The organism is Kutzneria sp. CA-103260 (assembly GCF_018263855.1).
Classification (GTDB): domain Bacteria; phylum Actinomycetota; class Actinomycetes; order Mycobacteriales; family Pseudonocardiaceae; genus Kutzneria.
In genome coordinates this window covers 6676814-6702223 of record NZ_CP073318.1, presented here as the reverse complement: position 1 = coordinate 6702223, position 25410 = coordinate 6676814, and the positions used below count along the sequence as shown (strand labels likewise).

23 protein-coding genes are annotated in these 25410 nt (G+C 70.0%); 7 read left to right on the top strand and 16 right to left on the bottom strand.

Annotated elements, in window-relative coordinates:
* Positions 1–198: 198 nt before the first annotated feature.
* The 4 genes from JJ691_RS29435 to JJ691_RS29420 form a co-directional block, all read right to left on the bottom strand.
* The gene (locus JJ691_RS29435) at positions 199–1794 is read right to left on the bottom strand and encodes a glycoside hydrolase family 13 protein (protein WP_211762859.1); all 1596 of its coding nucleotides are present in this window, start codon (positions 1792–1794) and stop codon (positions 199–201) included.
* A 102-nt stretch (positions 1795–1896) separates the two neighbouring features.
* Positions 1897–2280 carry a globin gene (locus JJ691_RS29430; protein ID WP_211762858.1) on the bottom strand — a complete coding sequence of 128 codons (384 nt, stop codon included), beginning with the start codon at positions 2278–2280 and terminating at the stop codon, positions 1897–1899.
* Between the two features lie 15 nt (positions 2281–2295).
* Positions 2296–3282 carry a mechanosensitive ion channel family protein gene (locus JJ691_RS29425; RefSeq protein WP_211762857.1) on the bottom strand — a complete coding sequence of 329 codons (987 nt, stop codon included), beginning with the start codon at positions 3280–3282 and terminating at the stop codon, positions 2296–2298.
* Entirely contained in the window at positions 3279–5405 is a 2127-nt protein-coding gene (locus tag JJ691_RS29420) for a prolyl oligopeptidase family serine peptidase (RefSeq protein WP_211762856.1), read from the bottom strand. The genes JJ691_RS29425 and JJ691_RS29420 overlap by 4 nt, the downstream gene beginning before the upstream one ends.
* Before the next feature lie 151 nt (positions 5406–5556).
* Between JJ691_RS29420 and JJ691_RS29415 the strand changes: the two genes are divergently transcribed.
* On the top strand, positions 5557–6240 hold the full coding sequence (locus tag JJ691_RS29415; protein WP_211762855.1) for an HNH endonuclease: 684 nt from the start codon (positions 5557–5559) through the stop codon (positions 6238–6240).
* Positions 6241–6329: 89 nt separating this feature from the next.
* On the opposite strand, the gene JJ691_RS29410 is transcribed toward JJ691_RS29415, so the two are convergent.
* Complete coding sequence (locus JJ691_RS29410) at positions 6330–6641, bottom strand: hypothetical protein (protein ID WP_211762854.1); 312 nt, start codon at positions 6639–6641, stop codon at positions 6330–6332.
* Between the two features lie 318 nt (positions 6642–6959).
* Between JJ691_RS29410 and ctaJ the strand changes: the two genes are divergently transcribed.
* Positions 6960–7223 carry an aa3-type cytochrome oxidase subunit CtaJ gene (gene ctaJ, locus JJ691_RS29405; protein ID WP_211762853.1) on the top strand — a complete coding sequence of 88 codons (264 nt, stop codon included), beginning with the start codon at positions 6960–6962 and terminating at the stop codon, positions 7221–7223.
* Positions 7210–7695, top strand: coding sequence for a DUF5130 family protein (locus tag JJ691_RS29400; protein ID WP_211762852.1), 486 nt, complete (start codon positions 7210–7212; stop codon positions 7693–7695). Before ctaJ ends, JJ691_RS29400 begins: the two co-directional genes overlap by 14 nt.
* A 66-nt stretch (positions 7696–7761) precedes the next feature.
* Here JJ691_RS29400 and pepN read toward each other — a convergent pair whose 3' ends face one another.
* A complete protein-coding gene (gene pepN / locus JJ691_RS29395; protein WP_211762851.1) occupies positions 7762–10314 on the bottom strand; it encodes an aminopeptidase N in 2553 nt (850 codons plus the stop codon).
* A gap of 216 nt (positions 10315–10530) precedes the next feature.
* Between pepN and JJ691_RS29390 the strand changes: the two genes are divergently transcribed.
* Positions 10531–11160 carry a mycothiol-dependent nitroreductase Rv2466c family protein gene (locus JJ691_RS29390; protein WP_211762850.1) on the top strand — a complete coding sequence of 210 codons (630 nt, stop codon included), beginning with the start codon at positions 10531–10533 and terminating at the stop codon, positions 11158–11160.
* Positions 11161–11363: 203 nt separating this feature from the next.
* Here JJ691_RS29390 and JJ691_RS29385 read toward each other — a convergent pair whose 3' ends face one another.
* The 7 genes from JJ691_RS29385 to JJ691_RS29355 all read right to left on the bottom strand — a co-directional run bounded on the left by JJ691_RS29385 (position 11364) and on the right by JJ691_RS29355 (position 17700).
* On the bottom strand, positions 11364–11999 hold the full coding sequence (locus JJ691_RS29385) for a TetR/AcrR family transcriptional regulator (protein WP_211762849.1): 636 nt from the start codon (positions 11997–11999) through the stop codon (positions 11364–11366).
* Between the two features lie 100 nt (positions 12000–12099).
* The gene (locus JJ691_RS29380; protein ID WP_211771789.1) at positions 12100–13440 is read right to left on the bottom strand and encodes an NAD(P)/FAD-dependent oxidoreductase; all 1341 of its coding nucleotides are present in this window, start codon (positions 13438–13440) and stop codon (positions 12100–12102) included.
* 5 nt (positions 13441–13445) lie between these two features.
* The gene (locus tag JJ691_RS29375) at positions 13446–13676 is read right to left on the bottom strand and encodes a ferredoxin (RefSeq protein ID WP_116177574.1); all 231 of its coding nucleotides are present in this window, start codon (positions 13674–13676) and stop codon (positions 13446–13448) included.
* 81 nt (positions 13677–13757) lie between these two features.
* Positions 13758–14306 carry a hypothetical protein gene (locus JJ691_RS29370; protein ID WP_249227087.1) on the bottom strand — a complete coding sequence of 183 codons (549 nt, stop codon included), beginning with the start codon at positions 14304–14306 and terminating at the stop codon, positions 13758–13760.
* A 318-nt stretch (positions 14307–14624) separates the two neighbouring features.
* Entirely contained in the window at positions 14625–15956 is a 1332-nt protein-coding gene (locus JJ691_RS29365) for an NAD(P)/FAD-dependent oxidoreductase (protein WP_256449310.1), read from the bottom strand.
* 173 nt (positions 15957–16129) lie between these two features.
* Positions 16130–16954, bottom strand: coding sequence for an MBL fold metallo-hydrolase (locus tag JJ691_RS29360; RefSeq protein WP_211762846.1), 825 nt, complete (start codon positions 16952–16954; stop codon positions 16130–16132).
* Entirely contained in the window at positions 16951–17700 is a 750-nt protein-coding gene (locus JJ691_RS29355) for a 2-phosphosulfolactate phosphatase (protein WP_249227086.1), read from the bottom strand. The genes JJ691_RS29360 and JJ691_RS29355 overlap by 4 nt, the downstream gene beginning before the upstream one ends.
* A gap of 78 nt (positions 17701–17778) precedes the next feature.
* Between JJ691_RS29355 and JJ691_RS29350 the strand changes: the two genes are divergently transcribed.
* Both JJ691_RS29350 and JJ691_RS29345 read left to right on the top strand, forming a co-directional pair.
* Entirely contained in the window at positions 17779–18252 is a 474-nt protein-coding gene (locus tag JJ691_RS29350; RefSeq protein WP_211762844.1) for a ribose-5-phosphate isomerase, read from the top strand.
* Positions 18252–19058: an Fpg/Nei family DNA glycosylase gene (locus JJ691_RS29345; RefSeq protein WP_211762843.1), complete on the top strand. Its 807-nt coding sequence runs from the start codon at positions 18252–18254 to the stop codon at positions 19056–19058. The genes JJ691_RS29350 and JJ691_RS29345 overlap by 1 nt, the downstream gene beginning before the upstream one ends.
* Before the next feature lie 175 nt (positions 19059–19233).
* Here JJ691_RS29345 and JJ691_RS29340 read toward each other — a convergent pair whose 3' ends face one another.
* On the bottom strand, positions 19234–20070 hold the full coding sequence (locus JJ691_RS29340; RefSeq protein ID WP_211762842.1) for a hypothetical protein: 837 nt from the start codon (positions 20068–20070) through the stop codon (positions 19234–19236).
* Positions 20071–20366: 296 nt separating this feature from the next.
* On the bottom strand, positions 20367–21590 hold the full coding sequence (locus JJ691_RS29335; RefSeq protein ID WP_211762841.1) for a GNAT family N-acetyltransferase: 1224 nt from the start codon (positions 21588–21590) through the stop codon (positions 20367–20369).
* Positions 21591–21719: 129 nt separating this feature from the next.
* On the opposite strand from JJ691_RS29335, the gene JJ691_RS29330 reads away from it, so the two are divergent.
* Complete coding sequence (locus tag JJ691_RS29330) at positions 21720–22088, top strand: nuclear transport factor 2 family protein (RefSeq protein WP_211762840.1); 369 nt, start codon at positions 21720–21722, stop codon at positions 22086–22088.
* Between the two features lie 52 nt (positions 22089–22140).
* On the opposite strand, the gene JJ691_RS29325 is transcribed toward JJ691_RS29330, so the two are convergent.
* Positions 22141–25278 (bottom strand): efflux RND transporter permease subunit, encoded by a 3138-nt coding sequence (locus JJ691_RS29325; protein WP_211762839.1) that lies wholly within the window; start codon positions 25276–25278, stop codon positions 22141–22143.
* Between the last annotated feature and the right edge of the window lie 132 nt (positions 25279–25410).

Below are 25410 nucleotides of genomic sequence, written 5' to 3'. Positions count from 1 at the left end.
GTGGCTTGGGGAGCCGGGTGGTTGTCGACGACCGGACGGGAGCAGCGGCCGGAGGGGCTCGTGGCTCGAACGGGCAGGGCCGCTGTCAATTGGCCGGGTGCTGCCACCGGAGGGGCCGAGACGGCTGCCAATCGGACGGGCACCGCAGGTGGAAGGGCAGTGGCTCGGAGAAGCCGGGCTCGCCGGCACCCTGGCGGCTCAGACCAGCCAGACAGCAGTGTCGGGAGGGAGTTGGTCGGCGGCCATGGGCCCGCTGGCCAGCAGGACCTGGCCGGGCGGCAGAGGCACAGGGGCGCTGCCGGTGTTGAGGGCGCAGATGAGGCCGCCGCCCTTGCGACGGAAGGCGAAGCAGCCGGGTGGCGCGCCGTACCACTCGAGGCTCTCGCCGCCGAAGGCCGGATGGGTCTTGCGCAGCTCAAGGGCCTGCCGGTAGAGCGAGAGCATCGAGCCGGGGTCCTCGAGCTGGGACTCGACGGTGAGCCCGGCCCACTCATGGGGCATGGGCAGCCAGGTGGCGGCGCCGGAGGAGAAGCCGAAGGGCGGCTGGTCGCCCTCCCACGGGAGGGGCACCCGGCAGCCATCGCGGCCACGTTCGGTGTGCCCGGAGCGGAGCCAGATGGGGTCCTGCAACGCCCACTCGGGTAGCTCGACGTTGGGCAGCCCGAGCTCCTCGCCGTTGTAGACGTAGACGACGCCGGGCAGTGCGAGCTCGACGAGGGCCATGGCCCGGGCCCGCTGCCGGCCCAGCGGCCCGTCGCCGTAGCGGGTGACGTGCCGGACGACGTCGTGGTTGGAGAGGGTCCAGGTGGCGGGGGAGTCGACGTAGGCGACGGCGGCCAGCGAGGAGTCGATGGCGGTCCGCACCGAGTCGGCGTCGAACTCGGCTTCCACCAAGCGGAAGTTGAAGCCGAGGTGGAGTTCGTCGGCCCGCAGATAGCGGGTGAAGCGCTCGTTCTCCTTGACCCAGATCTCGCCGACGGCCATGGCGTTCGGGTACTCGTCGAGCACCTTGCGGATCATCCGGTGGATCTCGTGCACGCCGTCGTCGTCGAACCGGGGGTCGAGGGCGTTGTCGTGCAGCACCCCGGCGCCGACGGAGGCCCGGGGGTCCATGTCGGGCAGCCCGTACGGCTTGGCCATGCCGTGGGCGACGTCGATACGGAAGCCGTCGGCGCCCCGGTCGAGCCAGAACCGGAGGGTGCGCTCGAGGTCGACCCGAACCTCGGGATTGGCCCAGTTCAGGTCGGGCTGCTGCGGCGCGAACAGGTGCAGGTACCACTGCCCGTCGGCGACCCGGGTCCACGCCGGCCCGCCGAAGACGCTGGTCCAGTTGTTGGGCGGCTGCGAACCGTCGCCGCCCCGGCCGTCCCGGAAGTGGTAGCGGTCCCGCTCGGGGCTGCCAGGGCCGGCCCGCAGCGCGGCCTGGAACCACTCATGCTGGTCGCTGGTGTGGTTGGGCACGAGGTCGACGGTGACCTTGATGCCGCAGTTGTGCGCGTCCGCGACGAGGCGGTCGAACGCGGCCAGGTCGCCGAACAGCGGGTCGACGTCCCGCGGGTCGGCGACGTCGTAGCCGTGGTCGGCCATCGGCGACCGGTAGAACGGCGTCAACCAGAGCGCGTCCACGCCGAGCAGTTCGAGGTAACCCAGTCGGGACCGGATGCCCTCGAGATCGCCGACGCCGTCCCCGTCGGAGTCCGCGAAGGACCTGACGTACACCTGGTAGAAGACCGCGTCGCGCCACCAAGCCGACTTCTCGGCGATCTCGGCATGAACGTCAGCGGATCGTCGCACAGGGTGTCATCATGCCATCCGTCCGGGATTGGTTGTCCCCTAATGGGTTACGCCCACCGGAAAACCGTGGTCAGCCGCCCAGTGATCGTTCTCACCGGGATCTCACACCCAGCTGTTGAGCAGACTGTTGGCCGCCATCTCCAGGTACTCCCACAGCTGCTGGCGCAGCGGCTCGGGCAGCCGCTCCTCGTCCACGGCGATCCGCATGCACCGCAGCCAGGCGTCCCGCTGGATGGGGCCGATGGTGAACGGCACGTGCCGCATCCGCAGCCGGGGATGCCCGCGCTGGTCGGAGTAGGTGTGCGGGCCACCCCAGTACTGGATCAGGAACAGCCGCAGGCGCTCCTCGGCCGGCCCGAGGTCCTCCTCCGGGTAGAGCGGACGGAGCACCTCGTCCTTGGCGACCTCGGCGTAGAAGCGGCCGACGATGCGGCGGAACGTCTCCTCGCCGCCGACGGCCTCGTAAAAGCTCTGCGGCGTTCCCACGTCACAATCCTCGCACTAGCTGCCCAGGTCGGAAGATTTGGCGTCGTCGAAGCCGTTGGCCCGCGGCCGGGCCGGCGCGGGCTTGCGCGGCTCCTCCTCCGGCTTCGGCGGCAGGCGCACGAAGTGCGGCTCGATGCCGGCGGTGACGAACGCGCCCATGATCCGGGCCCGCAGCAGTCGCTGGGTGGCCCACTGCCGGCCGGGCCGGACCTTGACGGTCAGCCGCAGCGTGATGCCCTCGGGGGTGACCTTCTCCACGCCGAGCACCTGCGGGGCGTCCATCACGTCGTCGGACAGCGGCGCCTCGGCCACGACCTGCTCCGCGGTCTCGCCCATCACGGTCAGCGCCTCGTCCACGCTGCCGTGCGCCAGCGGCACGTCCACGACGGCGACGGCGAAGCCCTGGCTGGAGTTGCCGATCCGGACGATCTCGCCGTTGCGCACGTACCAGACCGTGCCGTTGACGTCACGCAGCGTGGTCACGCGCAGGCCGACCGCCTCGACGGTGCCGGTGGCCTGGCCGGCGTCGATCACGTCGCCGACGCCGTACTGGTCCTCCAGCATCATGAACACGCCGGACAAGAAGTCCCGGACCAGCGACTGGGCGCCGAAACCGATGGCGACGCCCAGCACGCCGGCCGAGGCGATGATCGGGGTGATGTTGATGTCGAGCTGCTGCAGGATCATCAGGAAGGCGATCCCGTAGGCCACCAGGGAGGTCAGCGACTTGAGCACCGAGCCGATGGTCTTGGCCCGCTGTCTGCGCCGTTCCGACCGCTGTGGGGCGGGCAGCTGCTGCGCCCGCTCCTTCAGCGGACGCAGCAGCGGCGGCATGTCGCCGCTGCCCTGGGTGAACTTGTCGATCATCCGGTGGAGCACCAACCGGATCACCATGGCGAGCACCACGAAGATCGCGATATGGATGGCTCCGGCGACTAACGACGGCCAGTTGTCGGCGAACCACCCGGCCGCCGCGACCACCGTGTTGTCCTGCCCGGTCATATATGCGGTTCCTCCAGCTCCAAGCCGACCTCGTTGGCGAGGAAGCCGAGCTCGTCGACGGCCAGCGCCACGCTGCGCGACACCGACCGCGCCGCGTGGCCGACCTCGGTCTCGCGCCGGATCAGCACCGGGTGCTTGGTGGGGTCCGCGCTGGTGGCGTGCTGCAACGCTGCGCACATCTTGCGGGCGTGGTTCGGGTCCACCCGGCTGTCCGACTCGAAGACGGTGAACAGCACGGCCGGATACTCGACCTCCTCGAGCACCCGATGGTACGGGGAGTAGGCCAGCAGCCAAGCCAGCTCTTCGGCCACCGAGGCGCTGCCGTACTCCTCCGCCCACAGCCTGCCCAGCAGAAACCGCTCATAGCGCACCATGTCCAGCAGTGGCGCGGAACACACCACCGCCCGGTACAACTCCGGCCTTTGGGTCAACGCCGCTCCGACAAGCAGACCACCGTTGGATCCGCCCATGATCGCGAGCTGTTCCGGCGTGGTCCAGCCCTGGCGGACGAGGTGCTCGGCGGCAGCGTGGAAGTCGTCGAAGACGTTCTGCTTGCGGTCGCGCATGCCGGCCTGGTGCCACTGCTCGCCCTCTTCGCTGCCACCGCGCAGCGACACGACGACGTACACGCCGCCGGACTGCACCCAGGCCAGCGCGGTGCTGTTGTAGCCGGGACGCCGCGTGAGGGCGAAACCGCCGTAGCCGGTGACGAGCGTCGGCAGCGGGTGGTCCGGGCGGCCGTTCGGCGACACGACGAACATGCGCACCACGGTGCCGTCCTTGGAGACGTACTCCAGCTGCTCGGTGCGCACGTGCGGCACGTCAACCGAACCCGGTGCCGCGGCCCACAGTTCCGTGTCGGTCGCGCCGACACGGAAGGTGCGCACGCACACCGGCGTGGTGAAGTCGGTCCAGCCGAACCACAGGACGCCGTCGCCGCTGTCGGTGCGGGCGTCGGTCATGGTGATGCCGTGCAGGCTGCCCTTGCTCGGCAGCGGCACCTGGCCGGTGTGAGCGCCGGTGGACGGGTCGTGCAGGTGCAGCTCCGACACGGCGTGACGGGTGCGCTGCAGCACGAGGTGGGCGCCCTCGTCGACGCCGTGGAGCCACTCGGCGTTCTCCAGCACGGAGTCGGTTTCCTCGGCGACCAGCTCGGCCCAGTGCTCACGGCTGGGGCGTTGTGGGTCGGTGACGCACAGCCGGCCGCGTGGGGCGTCCAGCGTGGTCAGCAGGTACAGGCGGCCGTCACCGGCGACCCACGCGTTGCACCGCGCACCGGCGTCGTCGGGCAGCACGTCGTTCAGTACGAACTCGTCCGCCGTGAGGTCGGCGATCCACACCGCCTCCCGCTGTGTGGTGCCGCGGCGGCCGTCGACGATCAGCCAGTGACCGTCCTCCGAGGTGTGCAGCGTGAAGTAGTACGTGGGGTCCATGCCGTCGCCGTGCACGTTGGCGTCGGTCACGGCGTCCGTGCCGACACGGTGCCGCCAGACCCGCCGGTGGAACAGCTCCTCGCCGGCCGGCACCTGGTCGGTGGGCAGCCGGCGGACGTAGAAGAACTCCTCGCCGCCGGGCAGCCAGCCGATGGAGCTGTACCGGCAGCGGTCGATCGGGCCGTCGAGCAGCTCGCCGCTGTCGACGTCCAGGACGTGCAGCAGCGACTCCTCGTTGCCGCCCACCGAGATCTGGTAAGCCAGCCGGGCGCCCTCGCGGCTCGGCGACCAACCGTCCAGAGTGGTGCGCCCGGACGGGTCGATGACGCTGACGTCGAGCAGCACGCGCTCGCTGCCGTCGCGTTCACGCAGCCAGAGCGAGGCGTGGTCCTGGCCGGGGTCGCGGCGGGTGAAGAAGGCGCGGCCGTTGCGCCAGACGGGTGTCCCGATGCTGCCGGCGGCCATCAGCCGCTCCAACCGACCCCGCAGCGCCTCGCGGCCGGGCAGCGCCGTCAGCCACGACTCCGTGAGCGTGTCCTGTGCGGCCGACCAGGCGACGGTGCGCTCGTCGGCCGGGTCCTCCAACCAGCGGTAGGGATCGGACACAGCGTGCCCGTGCAGGTCCTCGACCAGCGCGAGCCGCTCGGCCGGTGGATAGGACGCCGTCGAATGGGGGAGAGCCTCCGTCATCTGCCGAAGGGTAGCGACTAGGTGAAAACGATCGCCGTTAGGCCACGGTTCACCATGGATTTCACGTCGGGTTCATGACATGTCATGCATCACACGTGCGTTGAACGGCACAAGTGTGGTCGACTAGGGCAGCACCGGTGGAGGTGGTCGCGTGCCCGACCGACAACCAACTCCGATCGGCGCCCCCAGATCGGGGCTGGCGCCGCGGGTCCCCCTGTCTCAAATTCCTGCCCAGGCCACGGTCAGCGGTCACGTATCCAGCGTGGACGCGGACCGGGTCGGCCAGGACCGGGCGCGTGGTGCGCCGGGCGGACCAAGTTGGGGTCGAAGGCGGGTGCTCCTGCTCAACGCCACGTTCGAGCCGCTGACGGCGTTACCGCTGCGGCGAGCGGTGGTGCTGGTGGTCTGCGGCAAGGCGGAGGTCGTGCACGGCGACTCGGCCGGTCTGATCCTGCATTCCTCCACTGCGAGCGTCGTCGTGCCCTCGGTGATCCGGCTGTCCAGCTACGTCCGGGTCCCCTATCGCGGCCGGGTGCCGCTGACCAGGGCCGGGCTGATGCACCGGGACCGCTACCGCTGCGCGTACTGCGGCGGGCGGGCCGAGACTATCGATCATGTCGTGCCGCGCTCGCGCGGGGGTGCCCACAGTTGGACCAACTGCGTGGCCTGCTGTGCCAAGTGCAACCACCGCAAGGCCGACAAGATGCTGTCCGAACTGGGTTGGAGGCTGTTGGTCGTGCCGACCGCGCCCCGTGGGCCGCACTGGCGGCTGCTCGCGGGCGTGGCCGACGCTGACCCCCAATGGCTGCCATACCTGGGCGAGCCGGCGGCGTGAGCGCCAGTTCGTCCAGGTAGCGGGTTCGACACACGACGGCGGTCCGGGCGTTTCCCGCCCGGACCGCCGTCGTTGTGTGTCTGTGAGGGTCAGGCCGCGTGGTTGACGCGGATGCCGTCGCGATTGACCCGGATCCCGTCCCGGTTCACGCGGATGCCCTCCCGGTTGACCCGGATCCCCGCGCGGTCGGCGGCCGCGCGGTTGACGCGGATGCCGTCGCGGTTCACCCGGATCCCGTCGCGGTTGACGCGGATCCCGGCCTGGGCGTTCACCCGAATGCCACGCTGGACAAGGGTCGACTTGTTCACCCGGATGCCCGACGTCAGCGTGAGCACGGACAGCTTCTCTTCACTCGATCGGGTGACAGTCGCAACCGCGGTGGGGAGGCTCAGCGTGTACATGGCGTGCCCTCCTGGGACGTTCGGGGTGGCTTTCAGGCAAGGCCCTTGCTCCGCAAGACCCGTCTAGGTGAAAGCTAATCTTGATTCGCCGGTCAGGACAAGCCGCCAAATCGGCGGCATTCGCGTTGCCGACCCGGGGACCGTTCGGCGTAGCGCGTTACACCGCAAGAGTGCACCCCGATGATCACTTTCACGCCCTGTCATCGGCAACGGAGTGGTCACTTGATCGCGGACCGTGCCTGGTCGGGCGTGGGCAACCTCCCACACTCGGGCGGCCGGTGACGCGCCGGGCGGAGGGCTCGGCTACCGTAAAGCCCCGTGAACGTCGTGGACACCCTCCTCGTCTTCGCGCTGATCCCGCTGTGTGTGTACGGCCTGATCGCGCTGCTGACGCTGTGGCCGAAGTTCGCGCGTACCCCCCGGTACCAGGCAGGCCAGGAGTGGGGCTACGCGCCAGTGTGGTGGACCGCCAACCCCGCGGGTGTCGGCTCCCACGCCCCCTCCGCGCACCTGGCGCTGGAGCAGGGCGAAGCCGGTGAGCCCGCGCCGACCGCACGGGGAGGTGCCCGTGGCAACTGGTGAGATCGCGCGCACGGACGTCGAGGACGGCGAGATCGGTTACGGCGCGGCGCGCATGGCCGACGGTCGGATCTCGGTCGCCGTCGAGCAGAAGCCCAAGCCGCCCGCCCTGCCGTTCCGCTCCTCCGAGCTGGCCCAGCTGGACGAGGCGCTGACCCTGTCCAGCCGGGAGACCGGCCTCGACTTCAGCATCTACCTGGGCGAGCTGGACGGCGACGACACCCGCAAGGCCGCCGAGGAACTGCACGCGCAGACCCTGCGGCCCACGCACGCGGTGCTGATCGCCGTGTCGCCGGGCCAGCGGGCCGTCGAGATCGTGACCGGCGACGAGTCGCATCGTCGGCTGCCCGACCGCGGCTGCAAGCTGGCCGTGATGAGCATGGTGGCCTCCTTCAAGGAGAGCAACCTGGCCGGCGGCCTGGTCAGCGGCCTGCGCATGCTGACCGACCAGGCCGGTCCCGCGCCGCGTCGCTGAATTCCCCGTTACGACGAAGGGGGCCCTTCCGGATAGGTCATCCGGAAGGGCCCCTTCGCTTTCGGGTCAGGACTTGTCGAACTCGCGGGCCGCCAGCGCCCGCACGATGCCGGCGCGGCCCTCGGACACCAGGCGGCGCAGGGCCGGCGGGTGCTCCTCCGCGGCCAGCCACTCGTCCGACGCCTTGACGGTCGCCTCGGCCACCGCCCACGACGGGAACAGGCCGGTCACCAACGGCTGCGCCCGCTCGCTGGACCGCCGCCGCCACACGTCCGCGACGTCGGCGAAGTACTGCTGCGCGTACGGCGCGAGCAGGTCCTTCTGGCTCGGGTGCGAGAAGCCGTAGATGATCGCCTCGTTCACGGCGTTCGGCAGCTCGTCGTCGTGCACCGCGCGCCGCCACGCCTCGGCCTTGTTGGCCTCGGTCGGCACCAGCGCCCGAGCCCGCTCGGCGTGCCGCTGACCAGCCGCCGTCGGGTCCAGCTCCAGCTCGGCGCGCACCTCGGCGTCGCCGGCCGCGCCGTGCGCGGCGAGCGCCTGGAGCAGCCGCCAGCGCAGGTCGGTGTCCACCACCAGGCCCGGCAGCGGCTCGCTGCCGTCCAGCCAACCCTTCAGCACCGCGACGACGTCGTCGGTGAGCGACGCGCCGGCCAGCGAGTTGACGAACGCCAGCTGGTGGTCTGAGCCCGGCTCCGCCGTGCGGGCCAGCTCCAGCACCGTGTCGGTGAACCGCCGCCAGCCCTCCGCCGCCCACGCCGGGTCCGCGTAGGAGGAGATCGCCGTCTGCGCCTGCAGCAGCAGTCGCTGCACCACGCCAACCTCGGTCTCCGAGCGGATGCCGCCGAGCACCAGCGTGACGAAGTCACGGGCCTTCAGCTCGGCCTCGCGGGTCATCTCCCACGCCGCCGACCAGCACAGCGTGCGCGGCAGCGGCTCGGTGATGTCCGAGATCCGGTCCACCAGCGTGGCCAGCGAGTCGTTGTCCAGCCGCATCGTGCAGTAGGTCAGGTCGTCGTCGTTGACCAGCACCAGCTTGCCCCGCGGCACGCCCACCAGGTCCGGCACCTCGGTGCGCTCGCCGGTCACGTCCAGCTCGACGCGGTGGGTGCGCACCAGCTTGCCGGTCGCCGGGTCGTCGTCGTAGACGCCGATGGCCAGCCGGTGCGTGCGCAGCTCGCCCGCACCCGGCCGCGCACCGCCCTGGAGCACGGCGAACTCGCTGAACCGGCCGTCCGCGTCGACCGTGAACTTCGGCCGCAGCAGGTTCAGGCCGGTCGTCTCCAGCCACTGAGCCGACCACCACGACAGGTCGCGGCCCGACGCCTCCTCCAGCGCCGCCAGCAGGTCGGACAGGGTCGCGTTGCCCCACGCGTGCTTGGCGAAGTACACCCGCAGCCCGGCCAGGAAGTTGTCCAGGCCGACGTAGGCGACCAGCTGCTTGAGCACGCTGGCGCCCTTGGCGTAGGTGATGCCGTCGAAGTTGACCTCGACCGCCTGCAGGTCCGGGATGTCCGCCGCCACCGGGTGGGTGGAGGGCAGCTGGTCCTGCCGGTAGGCCCAGGACTTCTCGATGTTGGCGAACGTCGTCCAGGCGTGCTTGTACTCGGTGGCCTCGGCCTGCGACAGCACGCTGGCCCAGGTGGCGAACGACTCGTTCAGCCACAGGTCGTCCCACCAGCGCATGGTGACCAGGTCGCCGAACCACATGTGGGCCATCTCGTGCAGCACCGTCTCGCAGCGCCGCTCGTACAGGTAGCGGGTGACCCGGCTGCGGAAGACGAAGTCCTCCAGGAAGGTCACCAGGCCGGCGTTCTCCATCGCGCCCGCGTTGAACTCCGGCACGAACGCCTGGTCGTACTTGCCGAACGGGTAGCGCACGCCGAACGCGCGGTGGAAGAAGTCGAAGCCCTGCTTGGTCTGCGTGAACAGGCGCTCGTGGTCCATGTGCTCGGCCAGCGAGGCCCGGCAGTACAGGCCGAGGGGGATGCTGCCCTCGTCGTCGGCGTACTCGTCACGCCATTCGGCGTAGGGGCCGGCGACCAGGGCGATCAGGTAGGTCGACAGCGTCTTGGTGGTCTCGAAGACGTGCACGGACGTCTCCGGGTTGATCTCCTCGACACTGGCCGACGGCGCGTTGGACATCACCTTCCAGTCCTTCGGCGCGGTCACCGTGACGTCGTAGACCGCCTTCAGGTCCGGCTGGTCGAAGCAGGTGAACATGCGCTTCGCGTCGGCCGTCTCGAACTGGGTGTACAGGTAGACGCCCTTGTCGACCGGGTCGACGAAGCGGTGCAGACCCTCGCCGGTGTTCGTGTACAGGCACTGCGCCCGCACCACCAGCTCGTTCTGCTCGGCCAGGTCGGGCAGGGCGATGCCGTCCTCGTCCCGATAGCCGGAAACGTCGAGCTCGACGCCGTTGAGCACGGCGGACTGCACCTCGCCCGCGACAAGGTCGATCCAGGTCGACGCGCCGGCCGTGCGGCTGCGGAAGCGCACGGTAGTCGTCGACTCGAATGTGGGACCGTCGCCGGTCAGGTCCAGAGCGATGCCGTACGACTGGACCTCGAGGAGCGCCGCGCGCTGCTGGGCCTGGTCGCGGGTGAGGTTCGGCGCGGCCACTGGGTCACCTCATCTGTGGATGTCGGGGGGCCGGGTGGCTCTCGTCGGCCACCGGGGGATGGGCAGGGGTCCCCGCATCCAATCACGTGACGTGGTCGCCGCGCTGCCAGGATCCGGCGTAATCCCCGGACGGGAAGACACGGCATCCCCCGATGGTTGGCCTAGGGGGTGGGCCCGGGCAGGCCGGGCCGGCGCAAAGCCTATGGAGACGTGCTGATGACCGCAGTGCCGTCCGTGTCGGACGAGAAGGTGAAGGTCGACTTCTGGTTCGACCCCGTCTGCCCGTGGGCGTGGATCACGTCCCGGTGGATCCTCGAGGTCGCCGAGCACCGCGACATCGAGCTGGACTTCCACGTGATGAGCCTCGCGGTGCTCAACGACGGGCGGGACCTGCCCGACGAGTACCGCCAGCTGCTGGACCGCGCGTGGGGTCCGGTGCGGGTGGCCATCGCCGCCGCCAAGCACCACGGCGACAAGGTGCTCCTGCCGCTGTACACGGCCATGGGCACCCGGATCCACAACGAGGGGGCCAAGGACTACGAGGAGGTCATCAAGCTGGCGCTGGCCGACGCCGGTCTGCCGGCCGAGCTGGCCGCCGCGGCGACCAGCACCGAGTACGACGAGGAGCTGAAGACCAGCCACCACGCCGGCATGGACCCGGTCGGCATGGATGTCGGCACGCCGGTCATCCACGTCAACGGCGTGGCCTTCTTCGGCCCGGTGCTGTCCAAGATCCCGCGCGGCGAGGACGCCGTCCGCGTCTTCGACGGCGCCCGGCTGCTCGCCGGCTACCCGCACTTCTACGAGCTCAAGCGGACCCGGACCGAGTCGCCCGACTTCTCCTGACCGTCTGTTCGGGCGCGGCCGCCGCACTTCTCGCGGCGGTCGCGCCCAACCTTTTCGTCCACGACGGCCGCGAGCGACGACGCCGGTGGTTTTCGTCGAACTACTCGTCCGCGCACGGTCTGGTGGCGCTCGCCGGATACCTCATCCGCATGCGATCCGGTGGTTTTCGTCGGACTTCTCGTTTGCGTGCGCGGCAGTGGTTGTCAGCGCCCGGTTCGCCACTGGACGTCGGAGAGGTTGGCGGGCTTGCCGGGCAGCGGGGTCGCGGAGCCGGGGCGCAGGCCGTCGAGCATCAGCTGGGTGAGGCGGGCGTCCATCTCCTCGGGCTGCGTGCCGGGCAGGTCGAACGGCCGCTTGAGGTGCAGCGACACCAGCATGGCCACGTCGACGACGCCGACATCGGTGCGCATGGAGCCGTCGCGCTGCGCGGTGGCGATCATCTGCTCGACGATGCCGAGCAGGTCCATGCGAGCCGAGTGGACCTCTTCGCTGTGCTGGAGCGCGGTGTGCAGCTGCGGGTCGACGATGGACCGGAGGGCGCCGAGCCGCAGCGCGACGCATTCGCGGACGAACCGGCTCAGCGCGTTCCAGGCGTCGGGCTCGGTGTGCAGCGCGGTGCGGGCGAGGTCGGTCATGTGCTCGACGGTGTGCACGGACAGTGCCCGCAGCAGCGCGACGCGGTCGGGGAACCGCCGGTAGAGCGTCCCGACGCCGACGCCCGCGTGCCGCGCGATCTCCTCCATGGGCACGCCGACACCCTGGTTGACCAGCAGTTCGCGGGCGGCAGCGAGGATCTGGTCGCGATTGCGCTTCGCGTCCGCCCTCAGTTGTCCCGTCATGGCCACACGCCTCCACCGGCAGGTATGTGCTGGACAGAGGCTACCTGGCCGACGGGGCGGTTGTGGCCCGTCCGGTTCGGACGGGCCACAACCGTGACCCTCAGCGACCGTTGCGCAGGGCCGGGGTCTTGATCCGGGCCGACAGCTCGCTCACGTCGAGCTTGCTGGTGCCCACGACGGACTCGCTCTTGGTCTCCGCGGGCGCCATGGTCGGGTTCTCGACCGGCGTGCGGCGCGAGTTGCGGACCCGCTCGCTGGGCACCATGGGCCGCAGCTTCTGGTCCAGCTGCCGGGTCAGGTGGATCATCGTGCGCGGCTGGTTGAGGCCGACGATGCCGACCGGCTTGCCGGCCCGGATGTACCCGGTGACGGAGCGTTCGGCGCCGTTGGGCCGGGTGCTCAGGTACATCGTCTGCTGGCCGATGGCCGGGATGCCGGCGGCCTGGATGCGCACGTGGTGCTGCTCGGACCAGAACCGGGGCAACGGCGTGAACGGCTTGGCCCGGGACTTGCCGGCCAGCAGGTTCTCGGCGGCGGCCCGGCCCATCTCGATCGCGTTCAGCCAGTGCTCGACCCGCCGCGGCACGCCGTCGAAGCGCAGGTTGGGCCAGCGGGCGACGTCGCCGGCGGCCACCACGTCGGCGGCGCCGACCACGTGGCAGGTCGGCTCGCACAGCACGCCGTCCTCGAGCACCAGGCCCGAGCCGGCCAGCCAGTCGGTCGACGGCATGCTGCCGACGGCGAGGATCACGCAGGCGGCGGTGATCAGCCGCTCGTTGGACAGCACGATCGCGACGCCCTCGGGGCCGGTCGCCCAGTGCCTGATGTCCACGCCCAGCGCCAGGTCGACGCCGTGCCGGCGGTGCAGGTCGCCGATGGCCGCGCCGAGCTCGGGGCCCAGCGCCTTGCCGAACAGGGTCTTGGACCGGCCGATGATGGTGACGTCCCGGTTCATCTCCCGGCAGCTGGACGCGAACTCGCAGCCGGTGAAGCCGGTGCCGATGACCACGACGCGGCCCTTGGAGCGGGTCAGCGTCTCCTTGATCGCGATGGCGTCGTCGAGCGTGCGCAGGGCGTGCACGCGCGGGTCGTGCCGGGGCGCGCCGGCGAGGTGTCTCGCCTCCACACCGGTGGCGATCATCAGGCCGTCGTACTTGAGCTCCTCGCCGCCGGGCAGGTGCACGATGTGCCGGCCGTGGTCGAGCTTGTGGGCCCGGGTCCTGGTCCGCCAGATCGCGTCGATGTCGTGGTACGCGGGGAAGAACAGGTCCTTGGTGGACAGCTTGCCGGTGACCAGCTGCTTGGACAGCGCCGGCCGGTGGTACGGCTTGTACGGCTCGTCGCCGACGATGACCACCTCGCCGTCGAACTTCAGCTCCCGCAGCCGCTCGGCGGCGCGCAGCGCGGTCAGCCCGGCGCCGACGATGACGATCCGTTCCATCCGGCTCACAGTCGCTCCCCGGACAGCTGGATCGCCCGCATCGGGCAGGCCATCGCGGCGGCGCGGGCCTGGTCGGCGTACTCGGGGATCACCTCGGTGACGTAACGCAGCCGCTCGTCCTCGGTCAGTTCGAACAGACTCGGGGCCTCGTACTGGCAGGTGCCGTAGAGGTGACAGCGACCGTTGTTCACGCTGATGGTCAGGGAGCTGCCGTGCAGAGCGCGTCGGGGACTCATCGGGTCAGCTGTCCTTTCTCAAGAGGCGGGTTCGGGGTAACCGCGTGGCGGGGGAGGGGCGGGACGTTCGGGGGAGTCCCGCTAGCCGCCGTTGAGCACACCAGCGCCGACGAGGGTCTTGCTGGGGACGAAGCGGAGTATGGCCAGCACGACGGTCGGGATCATCAGGGTCAGGCCGCCGAGCCAGACGATGGACAGGTGGCCGTTGGCGACCGCGCCGAGCCACGAGTGGGCGATGGTGATACCCACCGCGATGTAGGCGGTCTGGTGGAACCGCAGCCAGTTCCGGTAGACGAAGAACTTGACCAGTCCGGTGGAGATCAGGATCGCGGTCATCACCTCCAGGCCGACGATGCCGAACGCCCAGCGCAACTGCCCACCGGCCACGATCGGGATCGTGATGTTCACCCAGCTGAAGAGCTCGTCGGAGTCGGTGAGGAAAAGGAAGCATGCCGCGTGGATGCCACCGAAGGCGAGCGTGAACGTCGCCATTATCATGTGGCTGCTACGAACGGCCTGGCGTCCTGTCAGCTTGGCCACCCATCCGGTCGCGGTGAAAATTCCCCAGACCAGGGTCAGGCACATCAACGCATAGGCCAACCGGGCTGACAGCGCGGCGACCTGGCGCACGCCGGAATCGTGCGCGGAGTGCACTGTCGGCGAAACAATCAACTGCGTCAACGTTATCAACTGCGTCGACACCTCAGACGCCTCCCGGAAGGCTGTGACGCTCGGGGTGATCCGTTCGGAGTAGTGGGGTGGGCCACGTGGTCGGGGCCGTTCTCCGGGGCGGATGCCCGAATGTCACTTATTGTTGGTCATGGTTAAACAGTTTGTCTGTGGGGACAGCCGCCTCCAGACCTCGCGAGGAGTAATCCGTACGGCTGAACGGAGTAGCTGTCGGTCGCTGCTTCGTTCCTGGTTAGCGGAACTAACGAATCCCGTTGTCTATGTTCTTGTAGAAGTTGGTGTGAGCGTCACTCCGGCGGGCAGGTAGTTCGACACCAAGGGTGTTGACTTCGGCGGCGGCCGCATCACTTCTCCTGCTCGCGGGATCCGTTCCCGGCCGGCTGGAACCGGTTCCTGGAATCGTTTTCTCGTTGCTGTCATGGCCGGACGGCGGGCATTGAGCCCGGCCACCAGCCGGTTGAACTCACGCGATCGGTCGACGGTGGTCAGCCCGACCAGCCCGTCCGTCCGTGCCGAGGCCACGCAGCCAGGGCCGAGCCGACCGTGCTCACTGCCCAGCTGCGGCTGGCCCGCGACCTGCACCTTCATCCGGTGCTGCTCGGTCCAGAACCGGGGCAGCGGCGTGAACGGCGCGGCCCGGGACGGCCCGAGCAGCAGGTTCTCCGCCGCGGCCCGGCCCATCTCGACCGCGTTCAGCCAGTGCTCGACCCGCCGCGGCACGTCGTCGAACCGCAGGTTCGGCCAGCACGCCACGTCACCGGCGGCCACCACGTCGGCGGAGCCGACGACATGGCAGGTCGGTTCGCAGTACACGCCGAGGAGTTCGTCGTGCCGGAGCTTGGAGCCGCGCAGCCAGGACACCGCCGGCACGCCGCCGATCGCGATCACCACGTGCCCGGCGACCAGCACCTGGCCGTCGGACAGGTGGACCGCGATGCCGTGGTCCTGTGGTAGCCAGTGCAGCACCTCGACGCCGAGAGCCACGCCGACACCCTTGCTCTGGTGCAAACGGGTGATGCTGTCGCACAGGTCGGGCGGCAGTGCCCCGGCCATCAGCGTCGGCCCCTCGGTCACGATCGTCACCCGCCGCTTCACCGCGCGGAGACTGGCCGCGACCTCGCAGCCGACGAAACCGCCGCCGATCACGACGACCGGCTCCTTGTCGGCGGCCAGTGCCTCGCGCAGCCGCGTCGCATCGTCGAGGGTGCGCAGCTGGTGCACGCGTGGGTCGCTGACCGGGGCGCCCGGCAGGTGCCGGGCCTCCATGCCGGTGGCGATCACCAGTCCGTCATAGGCGAGCTGTTCGCCGCCGGGCAGCATGAGCGCTCGCTTGCCGGTGTCGACGCCTCGAGCCGCGGTGTTCAGCCGCCAGCGCGCGTCGACATCGGTGTAGGCGGCCAGCCGCAGCTGGTCGGCATGCACTCTCCCGGTCAGCAGCTGCTTGGACAGCTCAGGTCGGTGATAAGGGCGGTGTGGCTCGTTGCCGACCATCACCACCTCACCCTCGAACCTGAGTTCACGCAGCCGTTCAGCGGCTCTCAAGCCCGCCGCTCCAGCCCCTACTACGACGATGCGATCTCGTCGGTTCACCGACTACGTCCTCGCTCACCGCGTGGTGTCCGCCACGCCGGCCCCGACCGCACGTGTGATCCAACCAACCGGCATACCGGATCGCGCTCCGATAGCCGTTAGGTAACAGTTTGTCGGTCAGGCTCGCGCTGGCTATCGACTGTTCGGGGCAATGCCTTCGGTGAAGGGACCTGTTACCGGGCGGAACGGTTACGCCCCGTCAAGCTCGCGAGGGCCTTGCTGGTGGTCTCGACCGAGAACGGTGAGTCACGGAGCACGTCCTTGAGCGTGATGGAACCGGCCGCGAAGGCGGCCGCGAGCTCGACGACGGCCGCGATGTCGGCTCGCTGGGCGGCGACGTAGGCCGCGTCGACCGGCTCGCCGTGCCCCGGCACGACGACCGTGTCCGGGCCGGTGAGTTCCAGCAGCCCGGCGAGCGCGGTCGGCCACGCCGCCGGGAACGACCCCTCGAACGCGGGCGGCGCGCCGTTCTCCACCAGATCGCCGGCGAACACCACATCGGCGTCCGGCACGCGCAGCACCAGGTCGTGGTCGGTGTGCCCGCGGCCGAACTGCTCGATTTCGACGGTCCGCCCGCCGAGGTCGACCGTGACCCGTTCGGACACCAACGTGGTTGGCAGCGCGATCCGGGTGGCGCGGATCGCGTTGGCGATGTCCGGCCGGTGCTGCCGGTCGTAGTACGCCGCCCAGTTGTCCTTGTCGGCCGCGCCCTCGACGACGAGTTCGTCGACGCAGTTCGGGTGGGCGAACACCGGACAGGGCAGGAACGCTTTGGTGCCGAACGAGTGGTCGAAATGGGCGTGTGTGAGCACGACGGTCCACGGCAGCGGCGTCACCGTGCGTACGGCCGCGGCCCACTCCGCGCCCTGTGTCTCGTCGCCGCCGGTGTCCACGACCAGGCAGGCTTCGTCGCCGACGATCAGCCCGAGCGACAGGTCCAACTCCTCGTGGCGGCGGACGTGCACTCTGTCGGCGACCTCGATCCAGCGCGCGTTCATGAGGACAGTCTGTTCGCCAGCACTCCGTCGCGAAGCACCGGTGCGCACGAACTGCTGCCGACCGCGGCGGCGAGCTCGATGTCGGCGGCGTGGCCGCCAGCCGTCAGCTCCCGGCCGGACACGCAGCCTTGGAGAAGTTCGACGACATTCTCGATTTCGTGCGAAAAGCAGCTCGCCGCCAACCTGGTCTCCGGCGACGCACCGCTTGAGTCGGTCGCCATCAGCGCGGCGGCGACGGCGCCCGCGCCGAGCAGGTCTTCGATTCCGTGGCGCAGCGGGCCGGCGGTGGCGCCCCACCGCTCACCGGCCGGCACGATGCCGATCGGCCGTCCGTCGGCGACTTTGTCGACTTCGGACGCGACCGTCTCGGCGTTGCGCAGACAGGCGGCGAAGACCGTCGCGCCGCTGGCGGCCGCCCGTGCGCACAAGGCCGCCCCATTGGGTGACGACAGCGCCAGCAGTGTGCCGGCCGGCAGGTCGAGCAACGACGACGGCCGGAGTGTCCACTTCTGATCGCCGGCGACCACGGCGCCGGCCGACCGCGCGGAGGAAATCGCACGAACATCTCCTCTTCGCACTGGCACCACTCGACCGCCGCAATCCAGCGCGACGTCGACCGCGGTGGTGAACGACAGCACGTCGACGACGACCAGCACCGCGCAGCTCGACGCCAGCGCCGCGAGCCCGTCCTCGCCCCACTCCAACCGGATTCGGTATCCGCTCTGACCGAACACGTCGTCGCTCACTCGGTGGAGTGTGGCGTGCACCGCACTGGTCGGCAGTCGAATTACTCCTCGGCGCCCGCCGGGTGGCAGACTCTGACCGTGCGCGTCTACCTGGGTTCCGATCATGCCGGCTACGAGCTGAAGTCCCATCTGGTCAAGCACCTCGCGGCCAGCGGGCACGACGTGGTCGACGTCGGCCCCGCCGTCTATGACCCCGAGGACGACTATCCGGCCTTCTGCATCGCCACCGCCAGCCGCGTGGTCGCTGACGAGGGCAGCCTGGGCGTCGTGATCGGCGGCTCCGGCAACGGCGAGCAGATCGCCGCCAACAAGGTGCCGGGCGCCCGAGCCGCGCTGGCGTGGAACACCGAGACCGCGAAGCTGTCCCGCGAGCACAACAACGCCCAAGTCGTGGGCATCGGCGCGCGCATGCACAGCGTCGACGAGGCCACCACGATCGTGGAGGCGTTCCTGGCCACGCCGTTCTCCGGCGTCGAGAGGCACCAGCGCCGCATCGACATCGTGGCCGAGTACGAGCGGACCGGCGTCGCGCCGGAGCTGCCGGCCAGCTGATGCCGGAAGGTCACACGCTGCACCGGCTCGCCCGGCTGCACCAGCGCCGCTATGCCGGGGAGAAGGTGCAGGTCAGCAGTCCGCAAGGCAAGTTCTCGGGCTCGGCGACCGTCGACGGGCGGGTGCTGGAGAAGGCCGAGGCCGTCGGCAAACACCTGCTGCACCGGTACGGCCCGGACGCCACCGTGCACATCCACCTCGGTCTGTACGGGACGTTCACCGAGTTCGCCCGGCCGGAGCCCGTCGTCACCGGCCTGGTGCGGATGCGCCTGCTCGGCGAGACCCATGGCACCGACCTGCGCGGCCCGGCCGCGTGCGAGCTGCTCACCGATGACGAGGTCGACGCGCTGTTCGCCCGGCTCGGGCCGGATCCGCTGCGGCGGGACGCCGATCCGGAGCGGGCGTGGCGGCGGCTCTCGAAGTCCCGGGTGTCGATCGCCGCGCTGCTGCTCGACCAGGCCGTGCTCGCCGGCGTCGGCAATGTCTACCGCGCCGAGGTGCTGTTCCGACACGGCATCGACCCGATGCTGCCCGGCCGGCAGTTGGACCACGAGCAGTGGGACTCCATCTGGGCCGACCTCGTCGAGCTGATGCGCTACGGCGTGCGGGTCGGCCGCATCGACACCGTCCGGCCGGAGCACGAGCCGAAGGTCACCGGCCGCGCGCCGAGGCAGGATCGGCACGGCGGCGAGGTGTACGTCTACCGCCGCACCGGCCAGCCTTGCCTGGTCTGCGGAACTCCGGTCGCCACCAAGGACTTGGCTGGCCGCAACCTCTACTGGTGCCCAACCTGTCAGCCCGTGTGATCCGCACGGCATCGGCCGGCGAAGCGATCACAGCTAGGCGTGACAGCCATTGACCGCGAACCGGCGGCTGGTGTGACGGGACTTGCCGAGCGCTGGTCGGCTGACTGCGCCCGGCTTCAACGCGGCTGGCGTCAACGCCGGGTGTAATGCGCCCGACGGTCAACCTGCCCGGCGGTCACCAGTTGTTGTCGCCGCCACCGCCCCAGTCACCGCCACCGCCGCCCCAGTCGCCTCCGCCACCGAAGTCCCAGCCGCCGCCCTGGTCGCCACCGCCCCAGTCGCCGCCACCTTGGTCGCCGCCGCTGAAGTCGGCCTGCTGACCCTGGTCGCCGCCGAAGTCGCCGAAGCCCTGGCCACCGTCGAAGCCGCCGTTGTCCCAACCGCCGTTGTCCCAGCCGCCTGCCGCGTACGGGATGCTGTGCATACCGGAGAACATGGCGTTGAACAGCAGGCCCGCGCCGATGCCCCAGGCGCCCGCGACCAGAGCGGGCTTCCACCACGGCTCGCTGTACCAGCCCTGCGGAACCGGCCGGCCGGCGACGTAGCCGCCGGGGTAGTAGTGCGGGGTGCCGGCGCCAGGCTGGGCCGACGCCTCGTACTCGTGGCCCTCGACCTCGACCCGGCGGTCGCCGGTGACCTGGCCGGCGCGGCTCTGGCCGTTGAGGTCGGGCAGCTCGGGGCCGGGGTCGAGGCCCATCGCGGTGCGGGCGGCCCGCACGTAGTACAGGCCCTCCTGTGCGGTCTGGGTGACCAGCCGGCACTGCTCGACGGTGCGCGCCTGCTCCATCTGGGAGCCGGCGGCGGTGTAGCGCTCACCGGCGTCGGCCAGGGCCTGCTTGGCGGCGTCGTTGGTGCCGGTCAGGTTCAGCACCTGGCCGCCGAGGCGCTCCACCCAGCGGCGGGCGTCGGCCTTGGCGTCGTCCAGGCGCTGGGTGCCCGTCGCGCGCTGGCGCCAGACGAGCACGGCCACGCCGATGATCACCACGATCAGGATCACGACGAGCGCGGTCACGGTGCCTCCCGGTTTCCAACAAGGGTGAATCCGTCGCAATCGGACAACGGGAAAGCTACCGCCATGGTTCCTGGCCGGCTGAACGGGCGGTGTGACCCGGCGGACAGCTACTTGTCGGTCGCGCCGGGCGACCGCTGCGCCCAGAGGGCGCCGAGCACACCGACCACGACCACCCCGACGAGGTAGGCACCCATCACGTTCCTCCTTCTCACGGCTACGTGACGGGAACGAGTCGGCTCGTGGCGGGTGTTCCGGTTCCTGCCTGTCGGTTCCTTAAGGATCAGCTGTCCTGAAGGTCAGAAAACCTCCGGGCAGTGCGGTTGGTGGTCGCCGGCGAACGCCCGCGACGCGGCCCGTGCGCTGCCCGGCGTGAGTTCACGGATGCGTTGCGCGGCAACGAGTTCCTGCACGGTGGTGCCGCCGAGGAACACCGCGCCGAGTTCACGGGCGCCCAGCGCCAGGTCCGGCTCGGCGTCGGTGCGCGTCACGGTTGCCTGCCCGTCGGCCTCGGCGACGAGCCGCCAGGTGCCGGCGTTCCAGGGACAGAACGTGTCCTCGACCGCCAGTACGACGTCCAGCGGCGCGGAGTAGCCGCGCAGCGGCAGGGCCCGGTCGATGTCGATGACTCGCACCCACAAGCCGTCGCGGACCTGGCGGGCGTTGTCACCGGCGTCCTTGAGCATGTGGATGATCGGGTCGTCCACGGCGCAATCGGCCTCGACCGCCGCGGTCAGGTCGATGTCGAGCAGGTACCGCCACAGCGCCGCGTACGCCTGCGGCGTGGTGCCGAGTATCTCCAGGGCGTTCACCCCGTGCTCGGGCTTGCGGGACTCCCACTTCCGCTTGACCTGGTAGACGGCGTAGCCCTCCGGGTGGATGGCGTAGCGCCACTTCGTGAGGTCCTCGCTGCGCAGGTCCGCCGCGTTCTCGGACAGGTACGCCTGCCATGACGCCTTGGTGCGGCCGAGCCAGCCGACGCGGGTCGGCGCGTACTTACTGTGCAGGTGGTGCATCAGCGGCAGCGCGGTCTCCTTGTCCACCTCGCGGACCCGGGCGTCGCTGACGTCCACAGTAGACTGGAACTCGGCGCCCCTCGGCACCGTGAAAGAGGCGCGGTGACCGGCGAGGCCGTAGCCGAAGCGGCCGTAGATGTCGCCCTCGGAGGCATACAGCGCGGCGAACGCGTCGCCGCTCTCATGCTGGGAATGCAGCTGCGCCCGCATCAACTGCGACATGGCGCCCCGACGGCGGTGGTCAGGCGCGACGCCGACACAGGAGATCGCGGCCACCGGATGTGGCCCGGTGCCGGGCAGCGTCATGCGTTTGCTGAGCATCGTGGCGCCACCGATGAGCTCGTCGCCATCGAAGGTGCCGTGCGTGCGGTGCGCTTCCAGCAGATCGATCTCGGCCGCGACGTCTTCCGGGGCGGGGTCCTCCAGGAACGCCCGGAAGACGAGCTTGACGAACGCCGGGATCTCCTCGGCGGTGAGAGTGCGGGTCACCAGGGGCGATGCGGACATACCCGACTTCGTACGCCTGCGCGGCCGCCGGCGCGAGTCGTTTTTCATGACGCCCGAGGTAATCGACCGCGGCCCCGACCGCTGTCAGGGTGGAGGAAACCAAGTGGGACAAGGGAAGGAACGATCGAGATGACCGACGCGAACGCCGTGGTGCGCCGCTACGTGGAGATCTGGAACCAGCCCGATGGCGCATTGCGGGCCAAGGCCGCGGCCGAGCTGCTCACCGCCGACTGCCGTTTCGTCGACCCGATCGCCGACGTGACCGGCCCCGACGCCCTCGCCGCCGTCGTCGGTGGCGTGCACGAGCGGTTTCCGGGCCATCGGCTCCAGCAGCTGGGGGAGGTGGACGCCCATCACGACGTGTTGCGGTTCACCTGGGAGCTGGTGCCGGACGGCGGCGGCGAGTCGCTGGTGATCGGCACCGACGTGCTGGCACTGACCGAGGACGGCCGAGTCGCCGGCATCGACGGCTTCTTCGACAAGGCGCCGGCGGCCTGAACATGGCTGTGGGCCACGGGAATCCCCGTGGCCCACAGTCGTTGCCGTTGCCTTACTGGTTGGCGTCCACCAGCTCCGGCTGCGCCGGCTCGGCCGCCTTGTTCCGCTTGCGCTCGCGGCGCTTGCGGAACTTCTCCTTGCGGTTCTCGACCATGGTGTAGAGCGTCGGCACCAGCAGCAGGGTCAGCAGCGTCGAGCTGACCAGACCGCCGATCACCACCACCGCCAGCGGCTGGGAGATGAAACCGCCGCTCTGCGTCAGGCCGACGGCCATCGGCAGCAGCGCGAAGATCGTCGCGGCGGCCGTCATCAGGATCGGGCGCAGCCGCCGGCGGCCGCCCTCGACCACCGCGTCGGCGATGCTCATGCCGTCCTCACGGTACTTGTTGATCAGGTCCATCAACACGATCGCGTTCGTCACCACGATGCCGACCAGCATCAGCACGCCGATCAACGACGGAAGGCCGAGCGGGATGCCGCTGATCAGCAGCGCGGCGATGGCGCCGGTGGCCGCGAATGGGATCGACACCAGCAGCACCAGCGGTTGGATCAGGCTGCGGAACACCGCGACCATGATCAGGAACACCAGGGCGATGGCAACCACCAGGGCGATGCCGAGGTTGCCGAAGGCGTCGCTCTGCTGCTGGCTGACGCCGCCGACGGAGTACGTGGCGCCGGCGGGCAGCGTGGTGTCCTTCAGCTTCTGCGTCAGGTCGGCGCTGATCTTGCCGGTGTTGGCGCTGTCGGCCGTGCCGCTCACGGTCGCGCTACGCGCGCCGTTGATGCGCTTGATCTGCGTCGGGCCGCTGGTCTGCTGGACGGTCGCGACGGAGTCGAGCCGCACCGCGCCGGTGGCACCGGGCAGTTGCAGCGCCTTGAGCGCGTCGAGGTCGCTCGGGGCGGAACCGGTGCGCAGCATGACGTTCTCCGACGTGCCGTTCAGGGTCAACTGGGCGATCTGGCTGCCGGCCAGCTGGGCCTGCACGGCCTGGCCGATCGTCGAGTCGCTCAGGCCCTGCTTGGCGGCGGCCTGCCGGTCGACCGAGACCTGCACCTCGGGCGCGCTGTTGACAAGGTCGCTGGTGACGTCGGTGACGCCCGAGATGCCGCTCATGGTCTTCTGGACGGCGTCCGAAGCGGTGCGCAGCACGTTCTCGTCCGTGGCGTTGACCACGACCGACAGCCCGCTGCCGCCGAAGTCGCCGCCGCCACCGGCGCCCACCGTGATCTTGCCGGCGTTGGGCAGGGCGTTCAGCTTGTCCCGCAACGTGTTCTGCACAGTGCTGAGGTCGGCGCCGTCCTTGATGGCGATCGCGTAGCTGGCCTTGGACGTGCCGCTGTTGCCGCCGAAGCCGAGGAAGCCGCCGCCCGCGCCGACCGTGACCTGGTAGGTGTCGATGCCGTCGATGCCTTGGATCACGGACTCCACGCGCTTGGCCGCGGCGTCCGTGGTGGCCAGGCTGCTGCCGACCGGCAGCGTCTGCGAGACGTTGATGGTGTTCTCGCCCGAGCCGTCGAGGAAGTTGGTCTTCAGGCCGGCGCCCATCGCCAACGTGCCGAACAGCACCGCGATCGCGATCAGCACGGTGGTCAGCCGGCGGCGCGTGGCGAACCGGATGACCGGCACGTAGATGCGCTGCAGCGGGCTGCGCAGCTCCTTGCGGACCGCCTCGTCGGGATCGGTGCCTTCCTTGGCGGGCTTGAGGAACCAGTACGCGAGCACCGGCACGATGGTCAGCGCGACCAGCAGCGACGCCAGCAGCGCGACCGTCACAGTCAGGCCGAACGGCGCGAACAGCTCGCCGACCAGGCCGCCCACCACGGCGATCGGCGCGAACACCGCGACCGTGGTCAGCGTCGATGCGGTCACCGCGCCCGCCACCTCACGGGTTCCGTCCAGCACGGCCCGCTTCTTGTCCTCGCCGTAGCTGAGATGGCGCTTGATGTTCTCCAGCACCACGATCGAGTCATCGACGACACGTCCGATGGCGATGGTCAGGCCGCCGAGGGTGAGCAGGTTCAGCGAGGTCTTGGTGGTCCACAGCACGATCAGCGCGATGACCACCGAGAGCGGGATGGACACCGCGGTGACGAGAGTGGAGCGGACCGACAGCAGGAAGATCAGGATCACCACGACGGCGAAGGCCAGGCCCAGCAGGCCCTCCTCGGTCAGACCGTCGACAGCCTTGTTGACCGCGGGCGCCTGGTCCTGCACGACCGTCAGCTTGGCGTTGTCGCCGAGGTCGGCTTCCAGCTGAGAGATCTTGTTCCGGACCTGGTTGGAGATGTCGACGGCGTTGCCGTCGGGGGTCTTGGTGACCGAGACGCCCAGGCTCTCCTTGCCATTGGTGCGGGTCAGTGAGGTCGCCGGCGCGAGGTCCTCAGTCACCTGGGCGACGTCGCCCAGCTTGACCGGCTGCGGCGCGGGACGGCCCGGGAGCGACGGCGTCGTCGGCGTCAGGTAGAGGGTGCGGACGTCGTCCACCGAGGACAGTCGCTGTCCGATCTGGACGGTCAGGGTCTGGTCGTTCTGCGTCAGCGTGCCGGCCGGCGTCGGGGTTCCGTTGGCGCGCAACGCCGTCTGCACGGCGGTGGCGCTCAGTCCGGCGGCCGCCAGCTTAGTGTTGTCCAGGCTGATCGTGACGACCTTGTCGCGGGCGCCGGTCACACTGGCGTCCCGGACGCCGGTGATGCCCTGAAGTTCCGGCACCACCGTGCTGGTCAGTTTGGCCGCCAGCTGCTGCTGGTCGGCGTCCGACGAGGCCGCGAGCACGATCACCGGCAGGTCGTCGGTGTTGCCCACCACCACGTTCGGCTTGACGTTGGTGGGCAGCTGGGCGGCGATCTGGTTGACCGCCTGGGACATCTTGTTGACCGCGTTGTCGAGGTTCGTGCCGAAGTCGAACTGCACCGTGACCGAGGACGAGCCCTGGCTGGAGGTCGAGTTCATCTGAGTCTGGCCGGGCACGCTGCGCAGCGCGTCCTCGATCGGCTTGGTGACCTGGTCCTGCACGATTTCCGGGGAGGCGCCCGGGTACTGGGAGACCACCACCGCGGCCGGGAAGGACAGCGACGGCAGCAGCTGTCTCTGCAGCGACGGGATCGCCCACGCGCCGAAGCCCAGGGCGATGAGCGCCACCAGGGCCACCAGGCCGCGGTTGGCGAGGCTGAGTCTGGTCAGGAAGGTCATGGCAGCTCTCTGCGGAATTGGTTAGCCTTGCCCTAACATTTGGGCCAAGGCTAACAGTGCGATCGGCGAGCTCGCTGATACTTCTCTCAGGTTGAGGGGTGGCGCTGGCAGGGCTCGCGAGCCGTCACAGCG

Bases quoted from the DNA above. Each gene is read 5' to 3' on its own strand.
- JJ691_RS29425 (WP_211762857.1), bottom strand. From the start codon at position 3,282: ATGACCGGGCAGGACAACACGGTGGTCGCGGCGGCCGGGTGGTTCGCC.
- JJ691_RS29420 (WP_211762856.1), bottom strand. From the start codon at position 5,405: ATGACGGAGGCTCTCCCCCATTCGACGGCGTCCTATCCACCGGCCGAG.
- JJ691_RS29410 (WP_211762854.1), bottom strand. From the start codon at position 6,641: ATGTACACGCTGAGCCTCCCCACCGCGGTTGCGACTGTCACCCGATCG.
- JJ691_RS29390 (WP_211762850.1), top strand. From the start codon at position 10,531: ATGACCGCAGTGCCGTCCGTGTCGGACGAGAAGGTGAAGGTCGACTTC.
- JJ691_RS29385 (WP_211762849.1), bottom strand. From the start codon at position 11,999: ATGACGGGACAACTGAGGGCGGACGCGAAGCGCAATCGCGACCAGATC.
- JJ691_RS29380 (WP_211771789.1), bottom strand. From the start codon at position 13,440: ATGGAACGGATCGTCATCGTCGGCGCCGGGCTGACCGCGCTGCGCGCC.
- JJ691_RS29375 (WP_116177574.1), bottom strand. From the start codon at position 13,676: ATGAGTCCCCGACGCGCTCTGCACGGCAGCTCCCTGACCATCAGCGTG.
- JJ691_RS29360 (WP_211762846.1), bottom strand. From the start codon at position 16,954: ATGAACGCGCGCTGGATCGAGGTCGCCGACAGAGTGCACGTCCGCCGC.
- JJ691_RS29345 (WP_211762843.1), top strand. From the start codon at position 18,252: ATGCCGGAAGGTCACACGCTGCACCGGCTCGCCCGGCTGCACCAGCGC.
- JJ691_RS29335 (WP_211762841.1), bottom strand. From the start codon at position 21,590: ATGTCCGCATCGCCCCTGGTGACCCGCACTCTCACCGCCGAGGAGATC.
- JJ691_RS29330 (WP_211762840.1), top strand. From the start codon at position 21,720: ATGACCGACGCGAACGCCGTGGTGCGCCGCTACGTGGAGATCTGGAAC.
- JJ691_RS29325 (WP_211762839.1), bottom strand. From the start codon at position 25,278: ATGACCTTCCTGACCAGACTCAGCCTCGCCAACCGCGGCCTGGTGGCC.